Origin of the sequence: Rufibacter ruber (assembly GCF_014138425.1) — a bacterium.
GTDB classification, from domain to species: Bacteria; Bacteroidota; Bacteroidia; order Cytophagales; family Hymenobacteraceae; genus Nibribacter; species Nibribacter ruber_C.
On record NZ_JACJIQ010000011.1, the window covers coordinates 102,016 to 125,321 of the forward strand.

At 52.8% G+C, this 23,306-nt stretch carries 18 protein-coding genes; 11 read left to right on the plus strand and 7 right to left on the minus strand.

Annotated features, from left to right (window positions below; translation table 11 throughout):
- Positions 1-6: 6 nt before the first annotated feature.
- Positions 7-1,149, plus strand: coding sequence for a DUF4249 domain-containing protein (locus FHS90_RS13700; RefSeq protein ID WP_066838245.1), 1,143 nt, complete (start codon positions 7-9; stop codon positions 1,147-1,149).
- A gap of 92 nt (positions 1,150-1,241) precedes the next feature.
- Here FHS90_RS13700 and typA read toward each other — a convergent pair whose 3' ends face one another.
- Positions 1,242-3,047, minus strand: a complete 1,806-nt coding sequence (gene typA / locus FHS90_RS13705; protein ID WP_066838244.1) for a translational GTPase TypA — start codon at positions 3,045-3,047, stop codon at positions 1,242-1,244.
- Between the two features lie 228 nt (positions 3,048-3,275).
- Here typA and msrB point away from each other — a divergent pair, with 228 nt between their 5' ends.
- From msrB to metG, 9 genes are all read left to right on the plus strand, one after another.
- Entirely contained in the window at positions 3,276-3,785 is a 510-nt protein-coding gene (msrB, locus tag FHS90_RS13710) for a peptide-methionine (R)-S-oxide reductase MsrB (protein WP_182513449.1), read from the plus strand.
- 196 nt (positions 3,786-3,981) lie between these two features.
- Positions 3,982-4,761: a DUF3050 domain-containing protein gene (locus FHS90_RS13715; protein ID WP_066838243.1), complete on the plus strand. Its 780-nt coding sequence runs from the start codon at positions 3,982-3,984 to the stop codon at positions 4,759-4,761.
- 68 nt (positions 4,762-4,829) lie between these two features.
- The gene (locus tag FHS90_RS13720; RefSeq protein ID WP_182513450.1) at positions 4,830-5,135 is read left to right on the plus strand and encodes a hypothetical protein; all 306 of its coding nucleotides are present in this window, start codon (positions 4,830-4,832) and stop codon (positions 5,133-5,135) included.
- 21 nt (positions 5,136-5,156) lie between these two features.
- The gene (locus tag FHS90_RS13725) at positions 5,157-5,507 is read left to right on the plus strand and encodes a hypothetical protein (protein ID WP_182513451.1); all 351 of its coding nucleotides are present in this window, start codon (positions 5,157-5,159) and stop codon (positions 5,505-5,507) included.
- Positions 5,508-5,688: 181 nt separating this feature from the next.
- Entirely contained in the window at positions 5,689-8,451 is a 2,763-nt protein-coding gene (locus FHS90_RS13730; protein ID WP_182513452.1) for a TonB-dependent receptor, read from the plus strand.
- 9 nt (positions 8,452-8,460) lie between these two features.
- Positions 8,461-9,762, plus strand: a complete 1,302-nt coding sequence (locus FHS90_RS13735; protein ID WP_082893753.1) for a DUF4876 domain-containing protein — start codon at positions 8,461-8,463, stop codon at positions 9,760-9,762.
- A gap of 41 nt (positions 9,763-9,803) precedes the next feature.
- Positions 9,804-11,291 carry a DUF6850 family outer membrane beta-barrel protein gene (locus FHS90_RS13740; protein ID WP_182513453.1) on the plus strand — a complete coding sequence of 496 codons (1,488 nt, stop codon included), beginning with the start codon at positions 9,804-9,806 and terminating at the stop codon, positions 11,289-11,291.
- A 146-nt stretch (positions 11,292-11,437) separates the two neighbouring features.
- Positions 11,438-12,568, plus strand: coding sequence for a cytochrome c peroxidase (locus FHS90_RS13745; protein WP_220483068.1), 1,131 nt, complete (start codon positions 11,438-11,440; stop codon positions 12,566-12,568).
- A 354-nt stretch (positions 12,569-12,922) separates the two neighbouring features.
- Entirely contained in the window at positions 12,923-14,968 is a 2,046-nt protein-coding gene (gene metG / locus FHS90_RS13750) for a methionine--tRNA ligase (RefSeq protein WP_182513455.1), read from the plus strand.
- Positions 14,969-15,264: 296 nt separating this feature from the next.
- On the opposite strand, the gene FHS90_RS13755 is transcribed toward metG, so the two are convergent.
- From FHS90_RS13755 to FHS90_RS13765, 3 genes are all read right to left on the minus strand, one after another.
- Positions 15,265-16,236, minus strand: coding sequence for an NAD(P)H-quinone oxidoreductase (locus FHS90_RS13755; protein ID WP_182513456.1), 972 nt, complete (start codon positions 16,234-16,236; stop codon positions 15,265-15,267).
- Positions 16,237-16,303: 67 nt separating this feature from the next.
- Positions 16,304-17,389, minus strand: a complete 1,086-nt coding sequence (locus FHS90_RS13760; protein WP_182513457.1) for a lactonase family protein — start codon at positions 17,387-17,389, stop codon at positions 16,304-16,306.
- A gap of 197 nt (positions 17,390-17,586) precedes the next feature.
- Entirely contained in the window at positions 17,587-18,801 is a 1,215-nt protein-coding gene (locus FHS90_RS13765; protein WP_182513458.1) for an MFS transporter, read from the minus strand.
- Positions 18,802-19,040: 239 nt separating this feature from the next.
- Between FHS90_RS13765 and FHS90_RS13770 the strand changes: the two genes are divergently transcribed.
- Entirely contained in the window at positions 19,041-19,583 is a 543-nt protein-coding gene (locus FHS90_RS13770; protein ID WP_220483069.1) for a GAF domain-containing protein, read from the plus strand.
- Between the two features lie 127 nt (positions 19,584-19,710).
- Here the strand turns inward: FHS90_RS13770 and FHS90_RS13775 are convergent, their stop codons facing one another.
- From FHS90_RS13775 to FHS90_RS13785, 3 genes are all read right to left on the minus strand, one after another.
- Complete coding sequence (locus tag FHS90_RS13775) at positions 19,711-20,229, minus strand: DUF421 domain-containing protein (protein WP_066835014.1); 519 nt, start codon at positions 20,227-20,229, stop codon at positions 19,711-19,713.
- 627 nt (positions 20,230-20,856) lie between these two features.
- Positions 20,857-21,417, minus strand: coding sequence for an aminoacyl-tRNA hydrolase (gene pth / locus FHS90_RS13780; RefSeq protein ID WP_066829932.1), 561 nt, complete (start codon positions 21,415-21,417; stop codon positions 20,857-20,859).
- A 598-nt stretch (positions 21,418-22,015) separates the two neighbouring features.
- Positions 22,016-23,143, minus strand: coding sequence for an aminotransferase class V-fold PLP-dependent enzyme (locus FHS90_RS13785; RefSeq protein ID WP_182513459.1), 1,128 nt, complete (start codon positions 23,141-23,143; stop codon positions 22,016-22,018).
- Positions 23,144-23,306: the final 163 nt, after the last annotated feature.

The window sequence follows — 23,306 nt, forward strand, 5'->3', positions numbered from 1 at the left end:
CCTACTATGATTAAATGCAGGAAACTAAAATTCTTCTGTTGCCTTTTACTATTGATAGGGGGATGTGTAGAAGAATATGAATTGCCAGAGACAGCTACTGACCTAAAATTATTGGTTGTAGATGGTAATATAAATTTAGACGATAAAATAGCCGTGGTAAAGCTCTCCCGCACTCAAGATTTGGTTGTTGCAGACCAGGAACCAGTACAGGAGCACGGGGCTCAAGTAAGTATTGAGGATGAGAGTGGGCAAAGATTTCAGCTCAAGGAAAATCCCATCCAAGAAGGAAGATATACGGGATATAATGCATCTTGGGCTTATAATAAAAAGTACAAGTTGCACATTAAAACTAGTCAGGGAAAGGAATATCAATCAGAATTTGTGTCAACTCATAAGACTCCAGCTATTGATAGCTTAACATGGAGTGTGGAAGGAGGCAAGGTGATTTTAGCAGCCAATACCCATGATTCCGCTAATAAGACTAGATACTACAAATGGGAATATGTGGAAACATATGAATATAAATCTTATATGGAATCGGCTTTTATGTACACTGGTAATTGGATTCTAGTGTTAAGACCGTCTAGTTCCCAAATATATACTTGTTGGGCTACCACCCCTTCCACTACTATTCTGGTTGGTTCAAGTGCCCACTTAGCCAAAGATATCATAGCACATTACCCGCTGGTCATTCATGAGGGTGATGGGGATAGGTTTGGTATTAAATTTAGCCTGCTGGTTCACCAATATGCTATTAGCAAAGGAGAATTTGATTATTGGACTATGCTTAGGAAGAATACTGAAAGCGTAGGGTCCTTGTTTGATGCCCAACCTTCTTATGTCACCGGGAATGTTTCCAGTGTGAAAAATTTAGATGAGCCAGTTTTTGGTTATTTTAGTGCCAGGTCAAGGAGCAGTAAAAGGGTTTTTATTGAGGCGAAGGAGTTGAAGAAGTGGGGTTTTAAGCCCAAATGGCCAGAATGTAGGATTTTTGAGGCTGCTGGAGAGCCTATACCTTCAAACATGAATGTTGTTTCAGCCGAAATAAACCCAACTACCGGAAGAGCGTTTCCCACTCTATTAGCTACAAAGGAATGTACAGATTGTCGCTTAAAAGGGGGAGATACAAGAAGACCTGATTTCTGGTAATTGTTATCATAATTTCAATAAGCTTTAGAGCAAAGTGCATTAAAAAAAGCCCGGCCAATTGGCCGGGCTTTTTCTTTTATGAAAGATCAGAATTAACCTTGGGAGTTTCCGTAGCGCTTGCGCTCGTTCTCATCTAGGTAAATTTTACGCATTCTAATGCTCTTAGGCGTGATCTCCAACAGCTCATCTTTCTGGATGTACTCCATGGCTTCCTCCAGTGAGAATTGCTTCTTAGGAACAATCTTCACGTTGTTGTCAGAGCCTGAGGCACGCATGTTGGTCAGCTGCTTTCCTTTCTGGATGTTCACGGTCAGGTCATTCTGGCGGGAGTGCTCCCCAATCACCATACCCATGTACACATCTTCGCCCGGCTCCACAAAGAACACGCCTCTGTCCTGCAGTTTGTCAATAGAGTACGCCGTTCCAGGGCCTGTCTCCATGGCAATCAAAGAACCGTTGATACGGCCCGGGATAGTGCCTTTGAAGGGCTCATAGGCTATAAAGCGGTGGTTCATGATGGCTTCACCGGCTGTAGCGGTCAAGACGTTGTTCCGCAGGCCAATCAAACCGCGTGACGGAATGTTGAACTCCAGGTGTTGCAAGTCGCCTTTTGGCTCCATGATCAGAAGGTCACCTTTACGCTGGGTTACCAGTTCAATCACTTTACCGGCAGATTCCTCAGGAACGTCTACCACCAGGTGCTCCATTGGCTCCATTTTCTGGCCGTTCTCTTCTTTGAAGATTACCTGCGGCTGACCTACCTGTAACTCATAGCCTTCGCGGCGCATGGTTTCAATCAGTACAGACAAGTGAAGGATACCGCGGCCGTATACCAGGAACGTATCTTCTTTGTCAGTCTCGTCTACGCGTAGGGCCAGGTTTTTCTCCATCTCTTTGTACAGACGGTCACGCAGGTGACGGGACGTTACAAACTTGCCCTCTTTCCCAAAGAAAGGAGAGTTGTTGATGGTGAACAGCATGTTCATGGTAGGCTCGTCAATAGCAATACGCTCCAACGGCTCAGGGTTCTCAAAATCAGCGAGGGTATCACCAATCTCAAAACCTTCAATACCGGTTACGGCGCAGATTTCGCCGGCAGAAACAGATTCTACCTTTACGCGGCCCAAGCCTTCAAAAACCTGCAGTTCTTTGATTTTTACTTTCTTGATAGAACCGTCACGCTTGCAAAGGCTCATGTTGGCACCTTCTTGCAGGGTGCCGCGTTTTACGCGCCCAATGGCGATACGGCCCACAAAAGAAGAGTAGTCCAGAGAAGTGATCTGCATCTGCGGCGTTCCCTCTTCAGAAGGGGCCGGGGGGATCACCTCAATGATCGCATCTAAAAGAGGCGTGATGTTGTCGGTTGGGTGTTGCCAGTCAGTGCTCATCCAGCCGTGTTTGCTGGAGCCGTACAGGGTCACAAAGTCTAGCTGGTCTTCAGTGGCGTCCAGGTTGAACATCAGGTCGAACACCATTTCGTGTACTTCGTCTGGGCGGCAGTTTTCTTTGTCCACTTTGTTCACTACCACAATCGGCTTCAGGCCTAATTGTATGGCTTTGCCTAGCACGAAGCGGGTCTGGGGCATGGGGCCTTCAAAAGCATCCACCAGCAACAGAACGCCGTCGGCCATTTTCAGCACGCGCTCCACTTCACCTCCAAAGTCGGCGTGACCGGGGGTGTCAATGATGTTGATTTTTACGTCTTTGTAACGTACAGATACGTTTTTAGAAACGATGGTGATGCCGCGCTCCCGCTCCAGGTCGTTGTTGTCCAGGATCAGGTCGTCAAACTGTTGGTGCGCGTCAAATATCTTTGAGGCGTGGATGATCTTGTCTACCAGCGTGGTTTTACCGTGGTCCACGTGGGCAATAATCGCGATGTTGCGGATACTTTGCATTCAGAGGTTGTTTTCAGCCCGCAAAGGTAGGGTTTTTCTGATGCTTTTCTATATTAAATAAATAAAAAGCCTTTGACCCAGTTACTTACGGGATTCCTTGTGTTGGGTATAACAGCCTGAGCGGGAGGTAAGTTCCTGAGGGTGCCCCGTGTGCCCTTCTTCTCTGCGCCGGTGGCAGAGGTTTCTGCGTATAGTAGGGGCAACGTTTCCCTGGCCGGCCGACCTCATATGAAACCATTCCCCTCTCTCCTCCTGCTCCTTTGGTTAGGCACCGCAATGGGCTGCACCCTGAACGCCAGAACCGCCCACCTGCCTTTGGCGGCCGTTCCCGCAAGAACGGTCTTTGGGGACACGCTCTCCAGAACAGAGGAGTACTGGCGGCAGACCCTGACCCCAGAACAGTTTTTTGTACTGCGCGAGAAGGGGACTGAGCGGCCCTTCTCCGGTCAGTACCACGCGCACCAGGCGCAGGGAATGTACCACTGTGCGGGATGCGGGCAAGCCCTGTTCAGCTCTGAGGCCAAGTTTGACTCTGGTACCGGCTGGCCCAGTTTTTTCACCCCCGTTAGCGCTGCTGCAGTACGCCAGGAGCTGGATACCAGTGCGGGCGTAGAGCAGGTTGAGGTGCTCTGCCGCTCCTGCGGCGGCCACCTGGGGCACGTGTTTGCAGACGGTCCCAAGCCCACCGGGTTGCGCTACTGCCTTAACTCTTCGGCATTGGCCTTTGTAAAGCGGTAATGCTGCGTTTTTGGCTTGTTTTTCAAAAAACAGGTCAGAAACGAAAAGTCTGGTTTTACGTATTTTATTATCCAGAATAGCAGGCGCGGGTGCAGACCGGGAGGAGGAGGTTACAGTATATGGTTACTTTCATTTCCTTTCGTTATCTTTCGAGCACAATTCATATTCTGGGCCCAATCCAGAACTTTTTGATCCCATGCCCATCAACCAGAAGAGAATACAGTGGCTGCAGCAGGAGCTGAGGCCACACCGCGAGGCGCTCATGCAGCACCAACTGTACCAGAACGTGCAGACGCTGGCCAGTCTGCGCACGTTTATGGAACACCACGTTTTTGCCGTTTGGGACTTCATGAGCCTTTTGAAAAGCCTGCAACGCCACCTTACCTGCGTAGAAGTGCCCTGGACCCCGCATGGCAACCCCGGCAACCGCCGCCTGATCAATGAGATTGTGCTGGAAGAGGAGACAGATGTAGATGTAGACGGGCAGCCCATCAGCCACTTTGAGTTATACGTGCGCGCCATGGAGGAATGCGGCGCAGACACCCAGGTCATTAATGATTTTATCAAGGGGCTGCAGCAGGGGAAAGCCGTGTACACCATGCTGGAAAACCTGCCGGTGCCCGGCAATACCCAGGATTTTGTGAAGCACACGTTCCAGATCATTCAGAGCGGGCAGGCGCACCGTATTGCCGCCGCCTTCACCTTTGGGCGCGAAGATGTGATTCCAGACATGTTCCGGTGCCTGATCAGTGACCTGGGCAGACGCTACCCGGGTACGTTAGACACTTACCAGTACTACATAGAGCGCCATATTCACCTGGATGACGAGGTGCATTCGCCGCTGGCCATGCAGATGGTCTCTGTGCTCTGCGGTGATGATGACCAGAAATGGGACGAGTGTCTGGAGGAGGCAGTGGCCTGCCACCGTATGCGCCTCCGCCTCTGGGACGGGATCTGCCTGCAGGTCTGCCAGTAAGCTTGCTCATATCTTTTGCCCGTAAGTTGACGTACTGTAGAGGCACAGACCTTAACACCACTAAAACTATGGATGCAGAGAACTTAAGCTCCAACAGCGAGAACATTGAAAACACCGGATTCCTCATTTTAAAGGCTTTTAAAGAGAAAGGCACCAAGGCCAATGAGGTTTTGGAATGGACGGAGATTTACCCGTTCCTGCACCAGGAGGATGAGAAGTACCATTACAAAGATGTGCAGAAGCGCGCTGAAGAGCACTTGCGCAACCAGGGGTATGCCATTCCTGATCCGGCCGGTCTGCTCCTCACCGAAGTAGGCTACCGGGCTGTGCAGGAGTTTGACGGCAAAGACCTTAGCCAAAACAATGCCCGCTAAGCGGAAAAAGGAGGGGACGGTATGGAGACGTTTTGGAGCAGTTTTTGGAAAAACAGGCAGAAAACAGGAGCCGCGGTGATAGGCTGGTTAGGCCTGGGGCTGGCCGTGGCCTGTACCTCTGCCCGGGACAACCCTGTGCTGGAGAGCTCTGAGCCGCAACGGGTGTACCGGGCCACCCCCACTGTGCGGGACATGAACGAGCAGTCCAGTGATATTAACCGCAAGCAGAACATTGAGAACCGCGACCCTAATGCGCCGGCCAATGAACCGCCGGCCGTTCGGAGCCAGCAGATACTGCCTGGTAGGCAACCGGTGCGGGTAGACACGGCCTCTACCCGCACCCGCAGAGATACCCTGAGGCGGAGGCAGTAGCCTTCTGTTTTGGGCCTGGTTTGGCAAAAACAGCCTGGAAACGCCCCTGCGGCTTCTTATAGCAAGAAGCCGCAAGGGCGTTTCTGTTGGGGTTACTTTCAGGATTTTTCTTAAAATGTTTCTACGGTTATTTAAATTTAATCTAAATAATTTTTGTTTAGAAATATTCTAAACAATAGGTTTGTGGCATCAAACAATCTCAGTTACCGTGTTGCCACGCTTCTCTCTGTACTTGTGGGTCATTAGTTTGCTTCTCGCCTTTGGGGCGGGAGCAGGGGTAAGCCATGCCCAGACCAGGATACAAGGCGCCGTGCTGGATGCTGAAAAGAATGCCCTCCCGTTTGCCAGAATCCAGCTGGTGGAACCGCACCTCTTCATGGGCACCAATGAGAAAGGGGAGTTCAGTTACACTCTGCCTCCAGACCAGACCTATACCCAGGTAACGGTGGTAGCCGGGTTTGTGGGCAAAAAAGAAATGCGCCAGGTGGTGTCTCTGGTGAGAAACCAAACGGCCACTGTCTCTTTTGTGCTGGAAGACAATAACCTGTACCTGAATGAAGTGGAGATTAACGCCCTGCGGGTGCACACCACCAACTCCAATTCGTCTATTGTTATTGGGCAAAATGCCATTGAGCAGATCCAGCCTTACAGCTTGTCTGATATTCTGCTCAACCTGCTGCCGGGGCAAACTATTCTGAACCCAGATCTGCAATCAGCAAAAGCCATTAACCTCAGGAGCGTCTCCACGGGCAACCATGCGCTGAACAACCAGTTCGGGACCAGCATTGTCTTAGACGGGGAGGCGTTGTCTAACAATGCCAACCTGCAGACGGCTTTCTCCGGGAAAAGTGGACTGTTGGGGCAAATCAATGCGGGTAGCTATGGTTCTGGGGACTATACTTTCAGTTCTGTAGACCTGCGTCAGATCCCGGCCAGCAATATTGAGAAGATAGAGGTCATACAAGGTGTGGCTTCGGCTAAGTATGGAGATATGGGTTCTGGGGCTATTATCATTGATCGCAAAGCCGGGGTGTCACCCTGGAATATCTCAGCTAGAATCCAAAACGGGACCAACAACTTTTCACTAGACAAAGGGTTTGCTTTGGGCCCCAAAGCCGGCGCTCTAAATGTGTCACTAGATTACTTAGACGCTGCCCCTAGTACAACCAATAAGTTAAAGTCATACAGCCGCGTCTCTACTGGAGTGCTGTGGACTACCTATTTGAACAAAGCCGGTACCGTAAGCAGTAACTTTGGAGTAGATTTTTCTACCAATCTTGACGATTGGAAAAACGAACCAGATGACCCTACCCGTAAGGTAAAGGCCGAGAATTCTAATGTGCGGGTAAGTTACCGGGGAAGTTGGCGTGCTGAGAATGCGCGGTTGTTTGATCAACTTACCTACAGCTTTTCTTACAGCAATACCAGACAATACAGCTATGAGTCCTGGTATCTGAACCAAGGGGTAAAACCCGCCCCAATCTCAGCCGAGGAAGGCGTATTTGAGGGGATCTATACCTACCCTAACTATCAAGCAGAAACAGCTATATACGGCAATCCTGTGCGGTGGAGCGGCAGTCTTAATGCAGTGCGAACAGCGCAAACAGGTCCTGTGCGACATGCCATTTCATTTGGTTTGAACTACAGCCGGGAGACCAACCGCACCAGAGGGGAAGACACAGACCCATACCGCCCCCGTTGGTCCAGCACCAGTGACAGGTTTTATGGGCGGGACTATGACTTTTACCACACGCCGGTATTGAACAATGTGGGCGTTTATCTGGAAGACAGAATCAGCACTACATTGTGGGGAAGAGAATGGAGCACATCTTTAGGTTTGCGAGGCGATAAACAGTTTCAGTATTTCTCCCTGTCACCACGCTTAAGTACTACTCTGGAATTAACGCCGACCCTGATGTTGAATGCGGCTTATGGTTTAGCTACTAAGTCTCCAGGGCTGGTGCACTTGCAGCCTAAGCCCATTTATCATGATTTTCCGCTCATTAACCATTACACCAATAATTATAGAGAGAACTTATTTTTGGTCTATACCGCAGTGATTGTACCAGACAACAGTGCCCTGCAAGCCATGAAGACGCAACATCTAGAAATGGGGCTGAGCTACCGTAAGCAGTTGTTTAATGTGTCACTCACAGGTTTTCATAAAAGAACCTCTGGCGGCTTTGATGCCAATAAAAAGGTCAGGTTAGTTGACGTGCCTCAATACCACATTATTGAGGCCAGACCAGATGAAAGACCAATTTACGGGCCTACTGGTAACCATTTGGAAGGTTTTGGCTTCTACTCCCAGTTTGCCAACGCTTTGTCCTCAAAAGATTATGGTCTGGAACTGATGGTGGGCACGGCCAAGATTAGGGCGTTGCAAACTTCCTTTAACCTTTCTACTTCTTTATATTATTCAGAGGCTACCAACCCTTCACTGGAAGTAGCAGAGCCAACAGAATGGCAATATGAGAAGAAAGCGCTGGTGGGGGTGTTTACAAACCCTCACTCCAGTGGGCTGGAATCTATTACAACCGTTTCTTCCAGCCATCATATCTCGCGGCTGGGTTTGCTGGTAAATCTCCGGACCCAGATTTTCTGGGATAAGTGGACCAGGAACAGTGCAAATAATATTTACCCCGTGGCCTACTATGATATCAATGGGCAATACTATACAATTCCTGAGGCCGAGCAAACCAGCCCAGAATACGCCCACTTGGTGAAAGATGAGAGCGCCGCCGGAATGCTGCACCAGAAACGCATCTACTCCAACTACCACTTAAAGCTGAGTAAAGAGGTGCGAAACGTGTTTCGGCTTTCTTTTTATGCTAATAATTTCCTCAATTACCGGCCAGAGTACTATGATACCAAGGCCAGGGAACGCAGAATCTTAAACCAAGCCCCGGCCTTTGGAATGGAGGTGAGGCTCACCCTTAAATAATTTTATGCTATGAAAAGAATACTCCCATTCGTGGTTCTGTTAATGCCACTGTTGTTCTTAGCCTGTGAGGAAGATGATTCCCCCCTCGTGCAGCCTGTTTCATTTGAAGTAGTGGTGAAATATTCCAGTACTTATGGGAACCAGACGGCGTCAAACATAAAGGTGAAAGCGTTGAACCTAGACAGTAAAATAGCCACCGAAGCAACCACTAATGCTATTGGAGTGGCTAATTTTGAGAATCTGCCCGTGGGGGTGTATGACATCTCTGTAAGTCAGACATATAGTCCTGCCCAGTTCTTAGAGTTTTCAGGACAAACTGTAGAAAATGATGTGGTGTTTAATGCTACTCTTACCAATCAAACCATTAATGTAGCGGCAACTAAGCGGTTTGAGCTGGAACTGGCTTCATCACCCGTGGGGAATCTGGTGATCAAGCAGGTGTATTTTGCTGGCTCAGATGCAAAAGACGGAGCCTTGTTCAGAGACCAGTTCATAGAAATTCATAATAACTCTGACCAGGTACAATATGCAGATGGAATATGCTTTGGGCAAGTTCTTGGGAAAGGCGGGACCGTGAAAGTAGACCCTATGTATTTACAGGAGAATGGGCAGTATGACTGGTCTAAGTCCTTAGGCATGACGGTAGGCAATAGGGCGAACACAGATTTTGTCTACATGGAGAGTCTGTTCCAGATTCCGGGTACCGGAACGCAATACCCAATCCAACCGGGCCAGAGCATTGTCATAGCGCAGAATGCCTTGAACCACAAGGCTCCCTACCAGGACCAGGCTGGGAAAACAATAACACCAATCAACCCAGATTTAACGGTTGATTTAAGTGGGGCAGATTTTGAGGCTTTTTATGGCAGCACCCAAGCCTCTGATATCAATAACCCAGCCGTGCCCAATTTAATTCTGCTTCATACCTATGGCAAGGACATGCTTTTTGACAACCCAGGCAGAGATGCCTATGTGCTTATAAAAAAAGACCCGGGTGTGGCTTCGTTGCCAAAGTTCCCAACTCCTGATAAGACTACCATTACCTCTGCCACAACACTGTATTACCAGGTGCCCGTAGACTGGGTACTTGATGCGGTAGAGGTTCAGGAAAGCAGCACTAAGCTCCTTCCTAAGAAACTGCCAAATGCGCTAGATGCCGGTTATACCTATGTTCCGTTAGGTAAGTATTCTTCCCAATCAGTGATCCGGAAAGTAGCCAAGACCTTCAACGGCCGGGTTATTCTGCAAGATACCAACAACTCCACCAATGACTTTAGGCCTTTAGACCGGGCCAACCCTAAAGGATTCTAATGCGCTTTCTGATTTCTTTTTCATTTGTTCTGTTACCCTTTATGGCGGTAAGGGCACAGCAGGCTGGTTCTATCCAGAGTCAGCCTGACTCTGCTTTTTTCCCGTCTTTGGGTATTTTTCAACAGCGGCTTTTTTCTTTTTATGAGCAGACGCCGGGGCAGGTGCTGTTTCACCCCTCCTCGGGCTACAGCCTGAGCCAGTTAGAGATGGCCCGCAGCCAAGGCAACTGGCGCACACTGCAACAGCCTGAGAAAAGTACCAAATACCAGATTTCCTCCACAGGTGTGAGCCAGGTAAATCAATTCAAGGTGTGGGGAGACTTTCGTTATACCCGCCGGCAGGAAGACAGCGTGGGCTGGCGTCTGCGGCCTGAGCAGAATGATGTGAGCCCCTATTATCTGGCCAACATACAACCAGGTAATTGGGACACGCATGATTATCAACTGAAAGGGGCAGCCGGAGTGCGGGTAAGTGATCACATACTTCTGGTGGCGGGGGCAAGGCTGCAGACGGGCACCTACGGGCGGTACAATGACCCAAGGCCAGAAATTTCAAGGTACAGGTTGCGGTTAGAAGGCGGGATAGGGTACAGCATCTCCTCAGCTAGCCTTGTGCTGTCTGGTATTTACGGGTATGGGGAAGAAACAAACAAGGTGAGCTATCAGAACCAGATGAACCGTTCTGAAGGCAGGCCCACCTACACCGCACAAGATGTGATGGGGTACGGCTTCTACCGGGTGGTGACTGAAACCGGTATCAACCTGCGCGAAGATCTGAAAATAAAAGGTGCCGCCGCAGTGGTGCAGGTGGGTAACATAAATGTGACCTATATGTACCAGCAGAAAGAAAGGGATTATTCCCGTGAGATCCCTGTTTCTGGAGACATAAGTCCTTATAGCCCTATTGGCGATGTCACCCAAAATGAACATTGTTTGGTGAGTAGTTACCAGTGGGGAAAAACAGCTGTACAGCGGCTGGCGGGGCTAGAGTTTCAATCTGTTTCAGTGAAAGACTTTAACCGCCGCATCATCCAGGGCAACAACTACCTGGGTACGCACCGCACGGCCACGCTGTCTTATGATGAGAAACGGCCCGCCTGGGAGTACGGCCTGTCACTGAACCTGCGGCGAGATTCCAGAAAAGACGGCACGGCCGCGGTTAATTACCTGGTGCAAACGGCCCGCCTGCAAGCGGAGGCCAGCAAAAGAATCAATGTAGGGGGCAATTTTCTGCAAGTGAACGGCCAGGTGGGCTATAGGGCAGATGTAGGTTCCAAACTTACCATTGGCAGCCAGTACAATGAGTTCATGCGCGGCGTGGTGCTGCCAGATTTTGCCTATTACAGCAGCGGTTTGCTGGAGCCGGGCATGAGCCTGGGGTACGGCGTGAAAGTGAAGAATGTGTTGTTATTGCCTACGCTGGGCTACCAGTGGCAGAAGCCGATGTCGGTGAAGGCCGTGCCCGGGGCCGCTTACCAGCCGGGCCAAAGCAGAAGCACCTACTGGGTGCAGCTGAACGTGCACCTGTAAGAAAGACGGTTTCCGTTTTTCGCCTGTTTTCGCCAAACTAGGCCCAAAACGGGAGCAGGCATAAAATAGAGGCGGCCCTTTCCGTCCTCAGAAATTCAAGGAAATCGGTCCTTAAAAGGGCCAGCAATATAGTTATGAAAATACGCGTGAAGTTTTTGCTTGTTCTCTTGTCAGGGGTACTGTTTGCCGCCTCGGCGTTTGTGACAGTTTCAGACCAACCTTTTACCTTGGAGCAACTCCGTCAGCTCTACAGCCAGCCCACCAGCCAATGGCCTAAACCTGATGTAGATCCAGGCATCCAGAACTTCCGGGAACTGGGCCCTCGGCCTGATCCTAAATTCCCGAAGGACAACCCGTACTCAGAGAAGAAGGCCGAACTGGGCAAGATGCTGTTCTTTGACCCGCGCCTTTCCTCCAGCGGGCAGATTGCCTGCGCCTCCTGCCATGAACCGCAGTTGGGCTGGGCAGACGGCAAACAGGTGTCTTTGGGCCATGACCGCCAGCCGGGCAAGCGCAACGCCATGAGCCTGCTCAACGTCTGGAACGCCGAGCAGCTGTTCTGGGACGGCCGCGCCAACAGCCTGGAGCACCAGCTGCGGTTCCCCATCCAGGACAAGCTGGAGATGAACGATGAGATAGCCCAGGTGGCCAAACGCCTGAACAAAATCAAAGGCTACCAGCAGCGGTTCAAAGAGGTGTTTGGCAAGGAGAAATTCACCGAGAAGGAAATCTCGCAGGCGCTGGCCACGTTTGAGCGCACCATTGTGAGCCGCAAAAGCCGCTTTGACCGTTTCCTGGAAGGCAAAAAGAATGAACTCACCGATCTGGAGATCAAAGGCCTGCACCTGTTCCGGACCAAGGCCCGCTGCATCAACTGCCACAACGGTCCGCTGTTCACAGACAACCAGTTCCACAACGTGGGGCTTACCTACTACGGCCGCAAATACGAAGACCTGGGCCGCTACCACGTGACCAAACGCGCCGAAGACGTGGGGAAATTCCGGACGCCTTCCCTGCGTGATGTGGCCTATACCGCCCCGTACTTCCACAACGGGCTCTTCCCCACCCTGGAGGGGGCCCTGAACATGTACAACGCCGGCATGCCCAACCTCCAACCCAAAACTGACGCCGAGAAAGCTGATACGCTGTTCCCCAAGACCTCCCCGCACTTAAAGCCGCTGGGCCTCACCGAAGAAGAGAAACAGGCGGTGCTGGCGTTTCTGGGCGCCATTTCCTCGGTGCAGCAGCGCATTGCCCAACCGGAGCTTCCGCAGTAATTTTGCAGATGTTCTAACCGGCGTTTAGCGGCTCTTTTTCTCAAATCAGGCCTAAACTGGAACCCAGCCTTTTGCCCTGGCGCGAGTCTCCAGACTCGTGCCGATAGGTGGGTGGAGTCTGCAGACTCCACTTGCGCACATGCTCGGCTCTTGGCTCCCGGCGAGTCTGGAGACTCGCTTCATCCTTTGTCCCGAGACAAAAGTCTCGCGCCAGGAATGAGAAGAAAGGTGTAGGTGGTTTCGGTCTGGTTTGGCGAAAACAGGTCAAAAACGCTTTACCAGAAACTCCCCTCTCCGTGGGAGAGGGGCAGGGGGTGAGGTTTTTCGTTATATTCGCACCGTAATTCACATCCCATGGCTGAAACTACCTATCCCCAGAGATATACCTTGACCGCCGCGCTGCCCTACGCCAACGGCCCCGTTCACATTGGGCACCTGGCGGGCGTGTACATCCCGGCAGACATTTACGCCCGTTACCTGCGTTCCAGAGGGCGCGACGTGAAGTTTGTCTGCGGGTCAGATGAGCACGGCGTTCCCATTACCATTCGGGCCAAGAAAGAGGGCATCACGCCGCAGCAGGCCGTTGACAAATACCACGAGCTCATCAAGCAGAGCTTCGCTGATTTCAATATTTCCTTCGATATCTATTCCCGCACCTCGTCTAAAACACACGCCGAGGTTTCCTCGGGTTTCTTCCTGAAACTCTACAACGAAGGCAAGTTCATAGAGCAGACCACCCAGCAGTACTATGACGAGAAAGCCCAGCAGTTCTTGGCCGACCGGTACATTGTGGGCACCTGCCCCAAGTGCGGCAACGAGAACGCCTACGGCGACCAGTGCGAAAGCTGCGGCACGTCCCTCAACGCCACCGACCTCATCAGCCCGAAAAGTACCCTGAGCGGCGAGCCGCCTGTGCTGCGCGAAACCAAACATTGGTACCTGCCTTTAGACCAATATGAAGCCTGGCTGCGCGAATGGATTGTGGAAGGCCATAAATCTGACTGGAAAACCAACGTCTATGGCCAGTGCAAAAGCTGGATTGACCAAGGGTTGCAGCCGCGTGCGGTGACGAGAGATTTAGATTGGGGCGTTCCCGTGCCCGTAGAAGGCGCCGAAGGCAAAGTGCTCTACGTGTGGTTTGATGCGCCCATCGGCTACATCTCGGCTACCAAAGACCTCACGCCAGACTGGGAACTGTACTGGAAAGACCAGGGCACCAAGCTGGTGCACTTCATCGGCAAAGACAACATTGTGTTCCATTGCATCATTTTCCCGGCCATGCTCAAGGCCCACGGAGATTATGTGCTCCCCGACAACGTGCCCGCCAACGAGTTCCTGAACCTGGAAGGCAACAAAATCTCCACCTCCCGCAACTGGGCCGTGTGGCTGCACGAATATTTAGAGGAACTGCCCGGCAAAGCCGATGTGCTGCGCTACGTACTCTGCGCTAACGCCCCCGAAACCAAAGACAACGACTTCACCTGGAAAGATTTCCAGGCAAGAAACAACAATGAGCTGCTGGCCATCTTCGGGAATTTCATTAACCGCGCGGTGGTGCTCACGCATAAATATTATCAGGGCGCCGTTCCGCAACGCGGCGAGTTGACGGACTTTGACCAGGAAGTACTGGCACAACTGGCCGGGTTCCCCGAGAAAATTGCTGCCTCTTTAGAGCAGTACCGTTTCAAAGAAGCCCTGGGCGAACTCATGAACCTGGCCCGCCTGGGCAACAAATACCTGGCAGACACCGAGCCGTGGAAACTCATCAAAACCGATGCCGCGCGCGTGGAAACTATCCTAAACATCGCGCTGCAGATTTCGGCTAGTCTGGCTATTCTGGCAGAGCCGTTCCTGCCACAAACCGCCGGTAAACTGGCGGCCATGCTCCACTACACCCCAGGCAAATGGGACGAGGCGGGTTCTACAGACTTGCTTCCGGCCGGGCACACCATCGGCGAGGCCGCGCTGTTGTTTGAGAAAATTGAAGACGCCGTGATTGAGGCCCAGGTGCAGAAACTGCTGGACACCAAGAAAGCCAATGAGATAGCTAACGCCGTGGCCGCGCCTGCCAAAGAGAACATCACCTTTGAGGATTTCTCCAAGATTGACATCCGCATCGGCACTATTCTGGAGGCCGAGAAAGTAGCCAAAACCAAGAAACTCCTCAAACTGAAAGTGGACACTGGCCTTGACCAGCGCACCATTGTGAGCGGCATCGCTGAGCACTTCAACCCCGAGGAAATTATTGGTCAGCAAGTAAGCGTGTTGGTAAACCTCGCGCCGCGCGAAATCAAAGGTATTGTGAGCCAGGGCATGCTGCTCATGGCCGAGAACGCAGATGGCTCTCTGGCCTTTATGCAACCGTCTAAGCCCGTGGTGAACGGCGGGGGCGTTTCTTAGGAATTGAGAATTCAGAATTAGGAATTAAGAATGGAGTGACGTTTTGGGGCCGTTTTTCTGAAAACAGCCCCAAAACAGAAAACAGAAAAGCCTCACTGGTTTCTTTACCAGTGAGGCTTTTTTTCCTTTTACTGTCCTCCTGAAAGGATCTTGTGGGCGAACGGTAATAGCGCTTACTACAACGCTTTTCTAGTTCGCCCATAAGGTCCTTTCAAAATGACAAAAGGGAGTGGACGGGGCAAGGCGATTTTATTGGGTGGTCAGTGATTTCCAAGGAGTCACTTTTAATTCCTTTCTCAATCCACTAGCAGCACAATCTTCCCAATGTGCGTACTGCTTTCCATCAAGGTATGGGCCTGGGCGGCTTCTTCCAGGGGGAACGTTTGGGATAGCACCGGCTTGAATTTTCCGGCTTCCAGCAAGGGCCAGACGTGCTGCTCTATCTCTGCGGCCAAGGCGGCTTTGAAATTAGCGTCACGGGGGCGGAGGGTGCTGCCGGTAAGGGTGAGGCGCTTCTGCATGACCTGTATCACGCTGAATTCGCCTTTGGCGCCCTGCATGGCGTTGATGAACACCAGGCGCCCGTCTGGTTGGAGCAGGTTCAGGTTCTTGGGGATGTAGTCGCCGCCTACCATGTCCAGAATCACGTCAAGGCCCTCGGGTTGCAAGGCTTCCTCAAAGTCTTCGGTTTTGTAGTTGATGCACCGTTCAGCACCCAGTTCCTCGCAGGCCCGGCATTTCTCTGCGCTACCGGCGGTGGCGAAGACGCGGGCTCCTAAAGCCTTGGCCAGCTGAATGGCGGTAATGCCAATGCCGCTGCTTCCGCCGTGCACCAGAAAGTTCTCCCCGGCCTTCAGCTGCCCCCGTTGGAAGACGTTGTGCCAGACGGTGAACACCGTTTCGGGAAGGGAGGCGGCTTCTTCAAAACTCCAGCCTTGCGGCAGGGGCAGGCAATGGCGGGCATCCACCACCACGTATTCGGCGTAGCCGCCGCCGGGCAAGAGCGCACAGACGGCTTCTCCTGTTTGCCAGCGCTCCACGTTGGCCCCGCACGCTTCAATGATACCGGCTATCTCCAAACCCGGAATGTCTGCCGGGGCACCCGCCGGGGGCGGATAATGGCCTTTGCGCTGGGCCACATCCGGCCGATTGATACCGGCGGCGTGGACCTTCACCAACACCTGGTGCGGGGCGGGGGTAGGCGTAGGACGCTCCTGCACTTGCAGAACTTCCGGCGCGCCGGGGGCTGAAATAACCACTGCTTTCATAGGAACCGAAGGAGTAGGTAGATTTGCGTTTAGGGGCTGTTTTTCTAAAAAAAGCCCGAAAACAGGTTTAAGACTTGGGTGTTTCCGGGAAAGCGGGCACCACCTGCACAAACACCGGCGAAGGCAACTCCACTGATTTACCTGTGTAGGTGAGCTTGCCTGTCTGCGGGTCTACTTTAAACGTGGTGATGTTGTTGGAGCGCTGGTTGGCCACCAACAGCGTTTTCCCTGAGGGCGAAAACCCGAAATTGCGGGGCCAGTTGCCCTGCACATTCTCATGCTGCACCAAGGTAAGTTTGCCGCTGGTCTGGTCAATGGCGAACACCACTATGCTGTTGTGCCCGCGGTTAGAGCCGTACACAAACCGGCCGTCTTCAGAAACGTGCACATCGGCGCAGAAGCTTTCGCCGGTGAAGCCCGCCGGGAGCGTGGAAACGGTTTCTACCTCGGTGAACGTGCCCGTGGCGGCGTTGTAGGTGAGGGCCGTGAGGGTGGAGTTGAGCTCACTGATCACGTAGGCAAAGCGCTTGTTGGGGTGGAAGGTGAGGTGGCGCGGTCCGGCCCCCGGCTTGGCCGTGAACGCGGGCTGCGCCTGGCGCTCCAGTTTGCCATTGGCTTTGTCCAGTTTGTAGCCGATGATCTGGTCTATGCCCAAATCTACCGCCAGGGCGAAGTCGTTTTTGGGATCTGGTACAATGCAGTGGGCGTGCGCCGTTTTCTGCTCTTTTCTGGGGCCGCTTCCTTCGTGCTGATCAGAATCAGTGGGCGCGCTCAGCTTCCCGTCGGCCTCAATCCTGAACGCCGTGACGTTCCCGCCGGAATAATTGGCCACCAGCGCTACCTTCTCGGAATGATCCAGACTGATATAGCAGGGGGCGCCGCCCAAGGTAGGCTGTTGGTTCAGGAGGGTGAGGTTGCCGGTGCGCTGATCTATGGAAAACGCACTTACCCCGCCGCCTTTCTGCCCCTGGAACTGGGCGGTCTCGTTCACGGCGTATAAGTGCTGGCGGTCTTTGTCCAGGGCCAGGAAAGAAGGGTTCTCACCGCCTTTCACGGAGATCACCCTGGTCAGTTCCCCGGTTTGTTCATTCAGCCGGAAGGCAAAGATGCTTTCGGCGTCTGGTTTTGCGTACGTACCTACGTAGACCATCATTTCTTTATTGGTTTGGATCTGTTTAACGGAGGTACAGGCGGCTAAGGTTATGGCAACCAATAGAACTAAGGCATTCAGAGATTTCACAGACAGGGAGAGTTGGTTTTCGGTAAGTTGCAAAAAAGAGGGCACAGAGAAAAAGAAACGGCTGTTTTTGGCCTGTTTTCAGGAAAACAGGCCAAAAACAGAACTAGGGCTTAGGCGGCCTGTAACCGGCGCACCACCACGTAGAAACCGCCTGCCGTTAAGACAGAGAGCCCGCAGCCTGCCCACCACAACGTGTCAAACCCGAAGCTGGCAATGGTTCTGGTGCCCACAAACGGGCCAATGATATGGGCCGCGGAGTAGGCAAGGCTGTAGAGCGCCATATAGGAACCCCGGTTGCGCAGGCCCGACCGGTGCACGGTGAGCGTGCTCATGAACGGCATGGCCAGAATCTCAGAAAGGCTCATGAGCAGCACCGAGAGCAACAGCACCAGAAACCCATAGGTCAGGTTCAGGAGCGCAAACGCCATGGCCAGCAGCAGCAGACCCGTGACAATCATCTTCCAGAGGGGGAACCGGTCCCCCACCAGATAGACAATGATCATCTCCAGCAGAAACACCATGAGTCCGTTAGAAGCCAGCAGGGCGCCAATCTGCAGCTCAGAGAGCTGGTACACCTGCCGGTAATACAGCGGCATGGTAGAGAAGAACTGGAAGAAAGCCACCGCAAAAAAGCAGCACAGCACCGTAAAGAGCAGGAACAGGCCGTCACGGTACGGGTTGCGGTCTGGTGCGGCCGCAGGCGCAGCGGCCTCTGCCGGTTTGGGCAGTGGGGCGTGGCCCTGGCGGTGCCGAAAGTAGAAGTAGAAGATAGCCCCCGCAGTGATACATGTCAGGCCGTCTGCCATGAAGAGCCACTGGTAGGAAACGGTGGCCAGTACACCGCCCAGCGCCGGGCCAATGGAAAAGCCCAGGTTGATGGCCATGCGGTTAAGGGAGAACGCGCGGGTGACATTCTCAGGGCGCGCATACGAGCTCACCGAAGAGGCGTTGGCCGGCCTGAGGCTTTCAGTGAGCAGGCTGAGCAGGAAAATACCCCCGGCAAACAATTCAAACCGCTGTAGCTGCACCATCACAAAAAACCAGCCTCCGCCCAGAACCAGGCTGAAGAACTGCACCCTGAAATGGCCAATGCGGTCAGTGAGCCAGCCGCCCAGAAAAGTGCCGCACATAGAACCCACCCCAAACAGGCTGAGCAAGATACCCGTTTCCCTCACGCTGAACCCCAGAGACTCGGTCAGGTACACGCTTAGGAACGGCACCACCATGGCCCCGCTCCGGTTAATGAACATCACCGCCGCCAACAGCCAGGCCTCCCGGGAAAGGCCGCCAAAGGCATTGCGGTAGAGGGTGAGAATTTTGACCATGTTGCCGAATTGAGCGCGCAAAAGTAGGAAATTGCTGAAAATCAGCCTAGTCAGTAACTAGTGAAAGCTCAGTTTCAACGGGGTATATTTCTATTTCAACGATTTTTTGGTCCGGCCACGGGGTTGACAATTACCTTTGCCACAAGAAATTTGACCACCCCTAAGCCAAATGAAATGCCATAGCCGAGTTTTCTCCAGGAAACACCCCTTCCCAAAACGAGGAGCTGCGCTTAGAGGCGTTGGCAGAATATGAACTCTTAGACACTACCGCAGAAGAGGAGCTGGACGAACTCACGGAGCTGGCGTCACAGGTGTGCGGGGTGCCCATCTCCCTTATTTCCCTGCTGTCAAAAGACCGGCAATGGTTTAAGTCAAAACTGGGGCTGACCATCTCAGAGACGCCGCGGTCTGTTTCATTCTGTCACCATGCCATTCAGGGCAACGGGCTGTTTGAGGTAGAAGATGCCACCACAGACCATCGGTTTAAAGACAACGCCCTGGTAACGGGTAACCCCAATATCAAGTTCTACGCCGGCGTGCCGCTGGTGACCCCGCAGGGCCATGCCCTTGGCTCCCTCTGTGTGATAGACACCCAGCCGCGTATTCTCACCCAGGAGCAGCGGCTGGCGCTGGAGGTGCTGGCCAGGCAGGTGATGCTGCACTTTGAGCTGAGGCGCATCAGGCTGGAGCGGGAACGGGAAAAGGGGCAACTGGCACTGGTCCAGCAACAGCTGGCGCAGTTGCAGAAAGTCATGAACTCCCAGAACCCTCCGTTGAACTAACGCCTGGCCCTGCGGGGCCAGCACATAAATTTAAGAGCCAGGGAGAGCGTCTCCTTCTAATGTTTTCCACTGGGATATCTTCAGAAAGAGCTGCACCCGTGCCGTCTCCCGTCTGAAACCAGCTGAATTATGCCTCTTTTACATTGTGCAGTACGGTGGGGGCCGTGCCTTCCTGCTTTTTAAGGGCGCTCATACTGCCGCTGGTCTCCAGCACTACCGCCTCTACCTGTTCCAGACCAGAAATACCGCTGCTGCGCATGGCGGCCAGCACCTCGTCTTGGGTTACCCGTTCCTCCTGCAGCGCCTTCTCCAGGAATTTGCCCTGGTAGTACAGAAACCGGGGCTCTGACTTCACCAGCTCAGACACTGCCTTAGACCGCACAGAAAGCCACGTAATGATGTACTGCAGCAGGGTCAGCATGGTCAGCGCCACTACCCCTTCGGCCAGCGTCACGTCTTTGGAGAGAATGATGGTAGCCAGGGTAGACCCAAAGGCCACCGTCACAATGAAATCAAAGGCGTTCATTTTGGAGAGGGTGCGCTTGCCGGTAACGCGAAGCACAATTATCAGGTACACGTATGCCAGCAATGACATCAACACCACCCGTAGTATCCCGTCCCAGTTCTTGAAAAACATGTCTTCCATATCTATACCCTGGTTTGCAGTAAGTTCCTCTATAGAAGACGGGAAAAGGAGCCCCGGGTTTAGAAGAACTCAGGCGGCGGGGCGGGCCAGAAAAAGAACGTCCTTCTGTTTTGGGGCTGTTTTTCAGAAAACAGCCCCAAAACAGAAGGACGTTTGGCTATGCGGTAGCCAGGAAATACCTCACTCTGGCAGCACTTGTAAAATTAGTTTCTCTGCTGGGGCAAACCCTTTGTATGGTTTCCCCACCTATTAGAAGTCAAGCCGCTTGCTTGGGTGCTTCTCTTTTCATCTCATCAATATGTAAGGAATAAATAGAAAACCCACCCGTGAAATGTAATACGCGCATAGTTCCAATTTCCTGTTCATCTTTCACCAGTAGGGGGGCGCGCATAGCTAAGGCAGGAGTGTCATCTTTAAAACGGGTTGAAATCTTATCTCCTGTCTTGCTAAACGGAGGTAAAGGAACAGCCAGGTCCTGAGAAGCGGCTTTGTATCTGGCTAGGGTTTCCCTTTGTAGTACACATGCCAGTCGTTCAGCAGAACGTAAAGACCCGGGATAGAAAGTCAGACCAGCCCCAAAAACTTGAATACTTTTTCCAGACCCATCTTTTTGGGGGCCTCAACACCTTACTTGTTGAAGAAATTCATGGTGCGCTCCAGGCCTATGGCCCCAAACGAAATGCACATGTCGCCGGCTTTCTCAATGTAGGTGCCCAGGTCAATCTGCTCATCTTCTGAGAACGGGCTCAGCACATAATCTACCTGGCGGCCTTTGGAGAACTGCGCGTCTACCCCAAACCGAAGCCGCGGGTATTCATTCGTGCCCAGCGTCTCTTCAATGTGCTTTAGCCCGTTATGGCCGCCCGCGCTGCCTTTGGCCCGCATTCTGAGTTTGCCAAACGGAAGCGCCAGGTCATCTGTGATCACCAGCATCTGCGAGGCCGGGATCTTGAGTACGCTCAGCCAGTGCGCCACCGCCTTGCCGCTCAGGTTCATGTAGGTAGTGGGTTTGACCAGTGTAAAGTGTTTGCCCTTGGTCTTGAATTCAGTCACAAACGAATGGCGGCCGGTGTCAAAAGAGACCCCGTGCTTGCTCGCCAGGTGATCCAGCACCATGAACCCAATGTTGTGGCGGGTATTCGCATATTCAGGGCCAATGTTGCCAAGGCCCACCAGTAAGTATTTCATATCAACAGGAGTGTCATCTGCCGGGGCGGGTTGCCCTTTCCCGGTAAACCAGCTCATTAAACGGTGAAGCATGGTGCAAAGGTAAGCGTCTTTCTGTTTTAGGGCTACTTTTCTCAAAACAGCCCCAAACTGAAGATAATCTAAAGGTGGGAAACTAGAGCAGGGGGTGTGAGTTGTTGGTCAGGTCAGAGCTGGTATCCAGTTGAATTGCAGGCAAAACAGAGCAGATGAAGGTTCTACCTAAGCAGTTTCTGAGCAGTTTGGAAGCGCGCCGGTGCGAGGGGAAAAGGAATACAGGGGCTTTATATTTTCACCTGCATCACAAAAGGCGAATTCAAACAGTCGTTTGAGAAAAAGGTGCAATGTTTATTCCAGGCCTACTCCAAATTCAAGACTCAAGACTCAGAACTTAAGACTCAGAACTCTTTCAGGGCGTGCCCCTGGCGGGTCGGGCTATCCGCTGCAAGTCCTCGGGCTCGTGCCTCGCCCTGTGGGCTTTCCGCTGCTATCCCTCACGCGTACCCGGGCCAGCGGTAAACGGCTATTCCTCTTTCTGTTTTCGGGCTGTTTTCAGAAAAACAGCCCGAAAACAGAAAGGCTACACCGCTGCCAGTCCTTGCTCCAGATCGGCAATAATCTCGGCTGCGTCTTCAATGCCCACTGACAGCCTGATGAGCCCCGCGGTTATGCCCATCTTCTCCTGCAGCTCCCGGGTCAGCCCGCGGTGCGACGTACCCAACGGGTAGGAGAGAGAGGTGGTGACCCCCGCCAATGACGGTGCAAAGGGTATCTGCTGCAAGGCTCTCATGAACCGGTTCACGGCCTCTTGGTCATCTGCCATTCTAAAGGACAGCATGCCCCCAAAAAGGCCGTTGCCCTGTGTTTGGGCCAGTTCATGCTGCGGGTGTGAGGCCAGGCCGGGGTAGAAAACAGCCTGTACTTTGGGGTGCTGCGCCAGCCACTGGGCCACGGCCAGGGCGCTGGCCGCATGGGCACGCATGCGCAGCTTGAGGGTTTTGAGGCTTCGGGCGGCCAGCCAGCTGTCAAACGGACTCAGGTTCAGGCCCCAGGTGCGCATGATCTGGGCGGCGCGTTTGGCATCTGCTTCAGATTGGGCAATGACCACGCCCGCGGTCACGTCACTGTGGCCGGCAAGGTATTTGGTCACGCTGTGGATCACCAGGTCAGCCCCCAGCGCCAGCGGCCGGGTAAGGATAGGCGAGGCGAAAGTGTTGTCTACCACCAGTTTGATCCCTTTGCCGTGGCAGGTTTCGGCCAGCCGGGCCAGGTCAGTGACCACCATCATGGGGTTGCTGATGGTTTCGGCCAGCAGCAGTTTGGTGTTGGGCTGCACATACCCCTCCAGCGCATAGATTTCGGCCGAAGGCACGTAGGTTACCTCCAGCCCCAGCCGGGTAAGCTCCTGCGACAGCAGCGACGACGAGCCCCCGTAAATCTCCTCAGCGCACAGCACGTGGTCACCGGCCTTGGCGTACACCAGCACCGCCGTCAAAATCGCTGACATGCCTGAGGAGGTGATGACCGCCCCCTGCCCCTGCTCCAGCCGGTTGATCTCCTGCGCCAGCTCCTCATTGTTGGGGTTGCCGTAACGGGTGTACATATAGCTCTGGCCGGGCTCCTCAAAGTAGGCTTCCAGCGCGTTCAGGTCGTCAAAGGTGAAAACCGAGGTTTGGTAGATAGGGGTGGTTTTAGGGTTTATAGACACAGCTTGTGAATTCAGAATTAGGAATTAAGAATGTGAAAGGTATTGCCCGTGATAGCGGTATTTCAGTAGGAGCGTAAGTTACGTAGCTGTGGCATTTTTACATTGGGCTTTTTCTTCTTTCTCATCATTTTTCTATTATTCTTGAACATAAAATTTTTTGATT

Bases quoted from the DNA above. Each gene is read 5' to 3' on its own strand.
- FHS90_RS13720 (WP_182513450.1), top strand. From the start codon at position 4,830: ATGGATGCAGAGAACTTAAGCTCCAACAGCGAGAACATTGAAAACACC.
- FHS90_RS13735 (WP_082893753.1), top strand. From the start codon at position 8,461: ATGAAAAGAATACTCCCATTCGTGGTTCTGTTAATGCCACTGTTGTTC.
- FHS90_RS13725 (WP_182513451.1), top strand. From the start codon at position 5,157: ATGGAGACGTTTTGGAGCAGTTTTTGGAAAAACAGGCAGAAAACAGGA.
- FHS90_RS13715 (WP_066838243.1), top strand. From the start codon at position 3,982: ATGCCCATCAACCAGAAGAGAATACAGTGGCTGCAGCAGGAGCTGAGG.
- metG (WP_182513455.1), top strand. From the start codon at position 12,923: ATGGCTGAAACTACCTATCCCCAGAGATATACCTTGACCGCCGCGCTG.
- typA (WP_066838244.1), bottom strand. From the start codon at position 3,047: ATGCAAAGTATCCGCAACATCGCGATTATTGCCCACGTGGACCACGGT.
- FHS90_RS13755 (WP_182513456.1), bottom strand. From the start codon at position 16,236: ATGAAAGCAGTGGTTATTTCAGCCCCCGGCGCGCCGGAAGTTCTGCAA.
- FHS90_RS13700 (WP_066838245.1), top strand. From the start codon at position 7: ATGATTAAATGCAGGAAACTAAAATTCTTCTGTTGCCTTTTACTATTG.
- pth (WP_066829932.1), bottom strand. From the start codon at position 21,417: ATGAAATACTTACTGGTGGGCCTTGGCAACATTGGCCCTGAATATGCG.
- FHS90_RS13775 (WP_066835014.1), bottom strand. From the start codon at position 20,229: ATGGAAGACATGTTTTTCAAGAACTGGGACGGGATACTACGGGTGGTG.
- FHS90_RS13765 (WP_182513458.1), bottom strand. From the start codon at position 18,801: ATGGTCAAAATTCTCACCCTCTACCGCAATGCCTTTGGCGGCCTTTCC.
- msrB (WP_182513449.1), top strand. From the start codon at position 3,276: ATGAAACCATTCCCCTCTCTCCTCCTGCTCCTTTGGTTAGGCACCGCA.
- FHS90_RS13740 (WP_182513453.1), top strand. From the start codon at position 9,804: ATGGCGGTAAGGGCACAGCAGGCTGGTTCTATCCAGAGTCAGCCTGAC.
- FHS90_RS13760 (WP_182513457.1), bottom strand. From the start codon at position 17,389: ATGATGGTCTACGTAGGTACGTACGCAAAACCAGACGCCGAAAGCATC.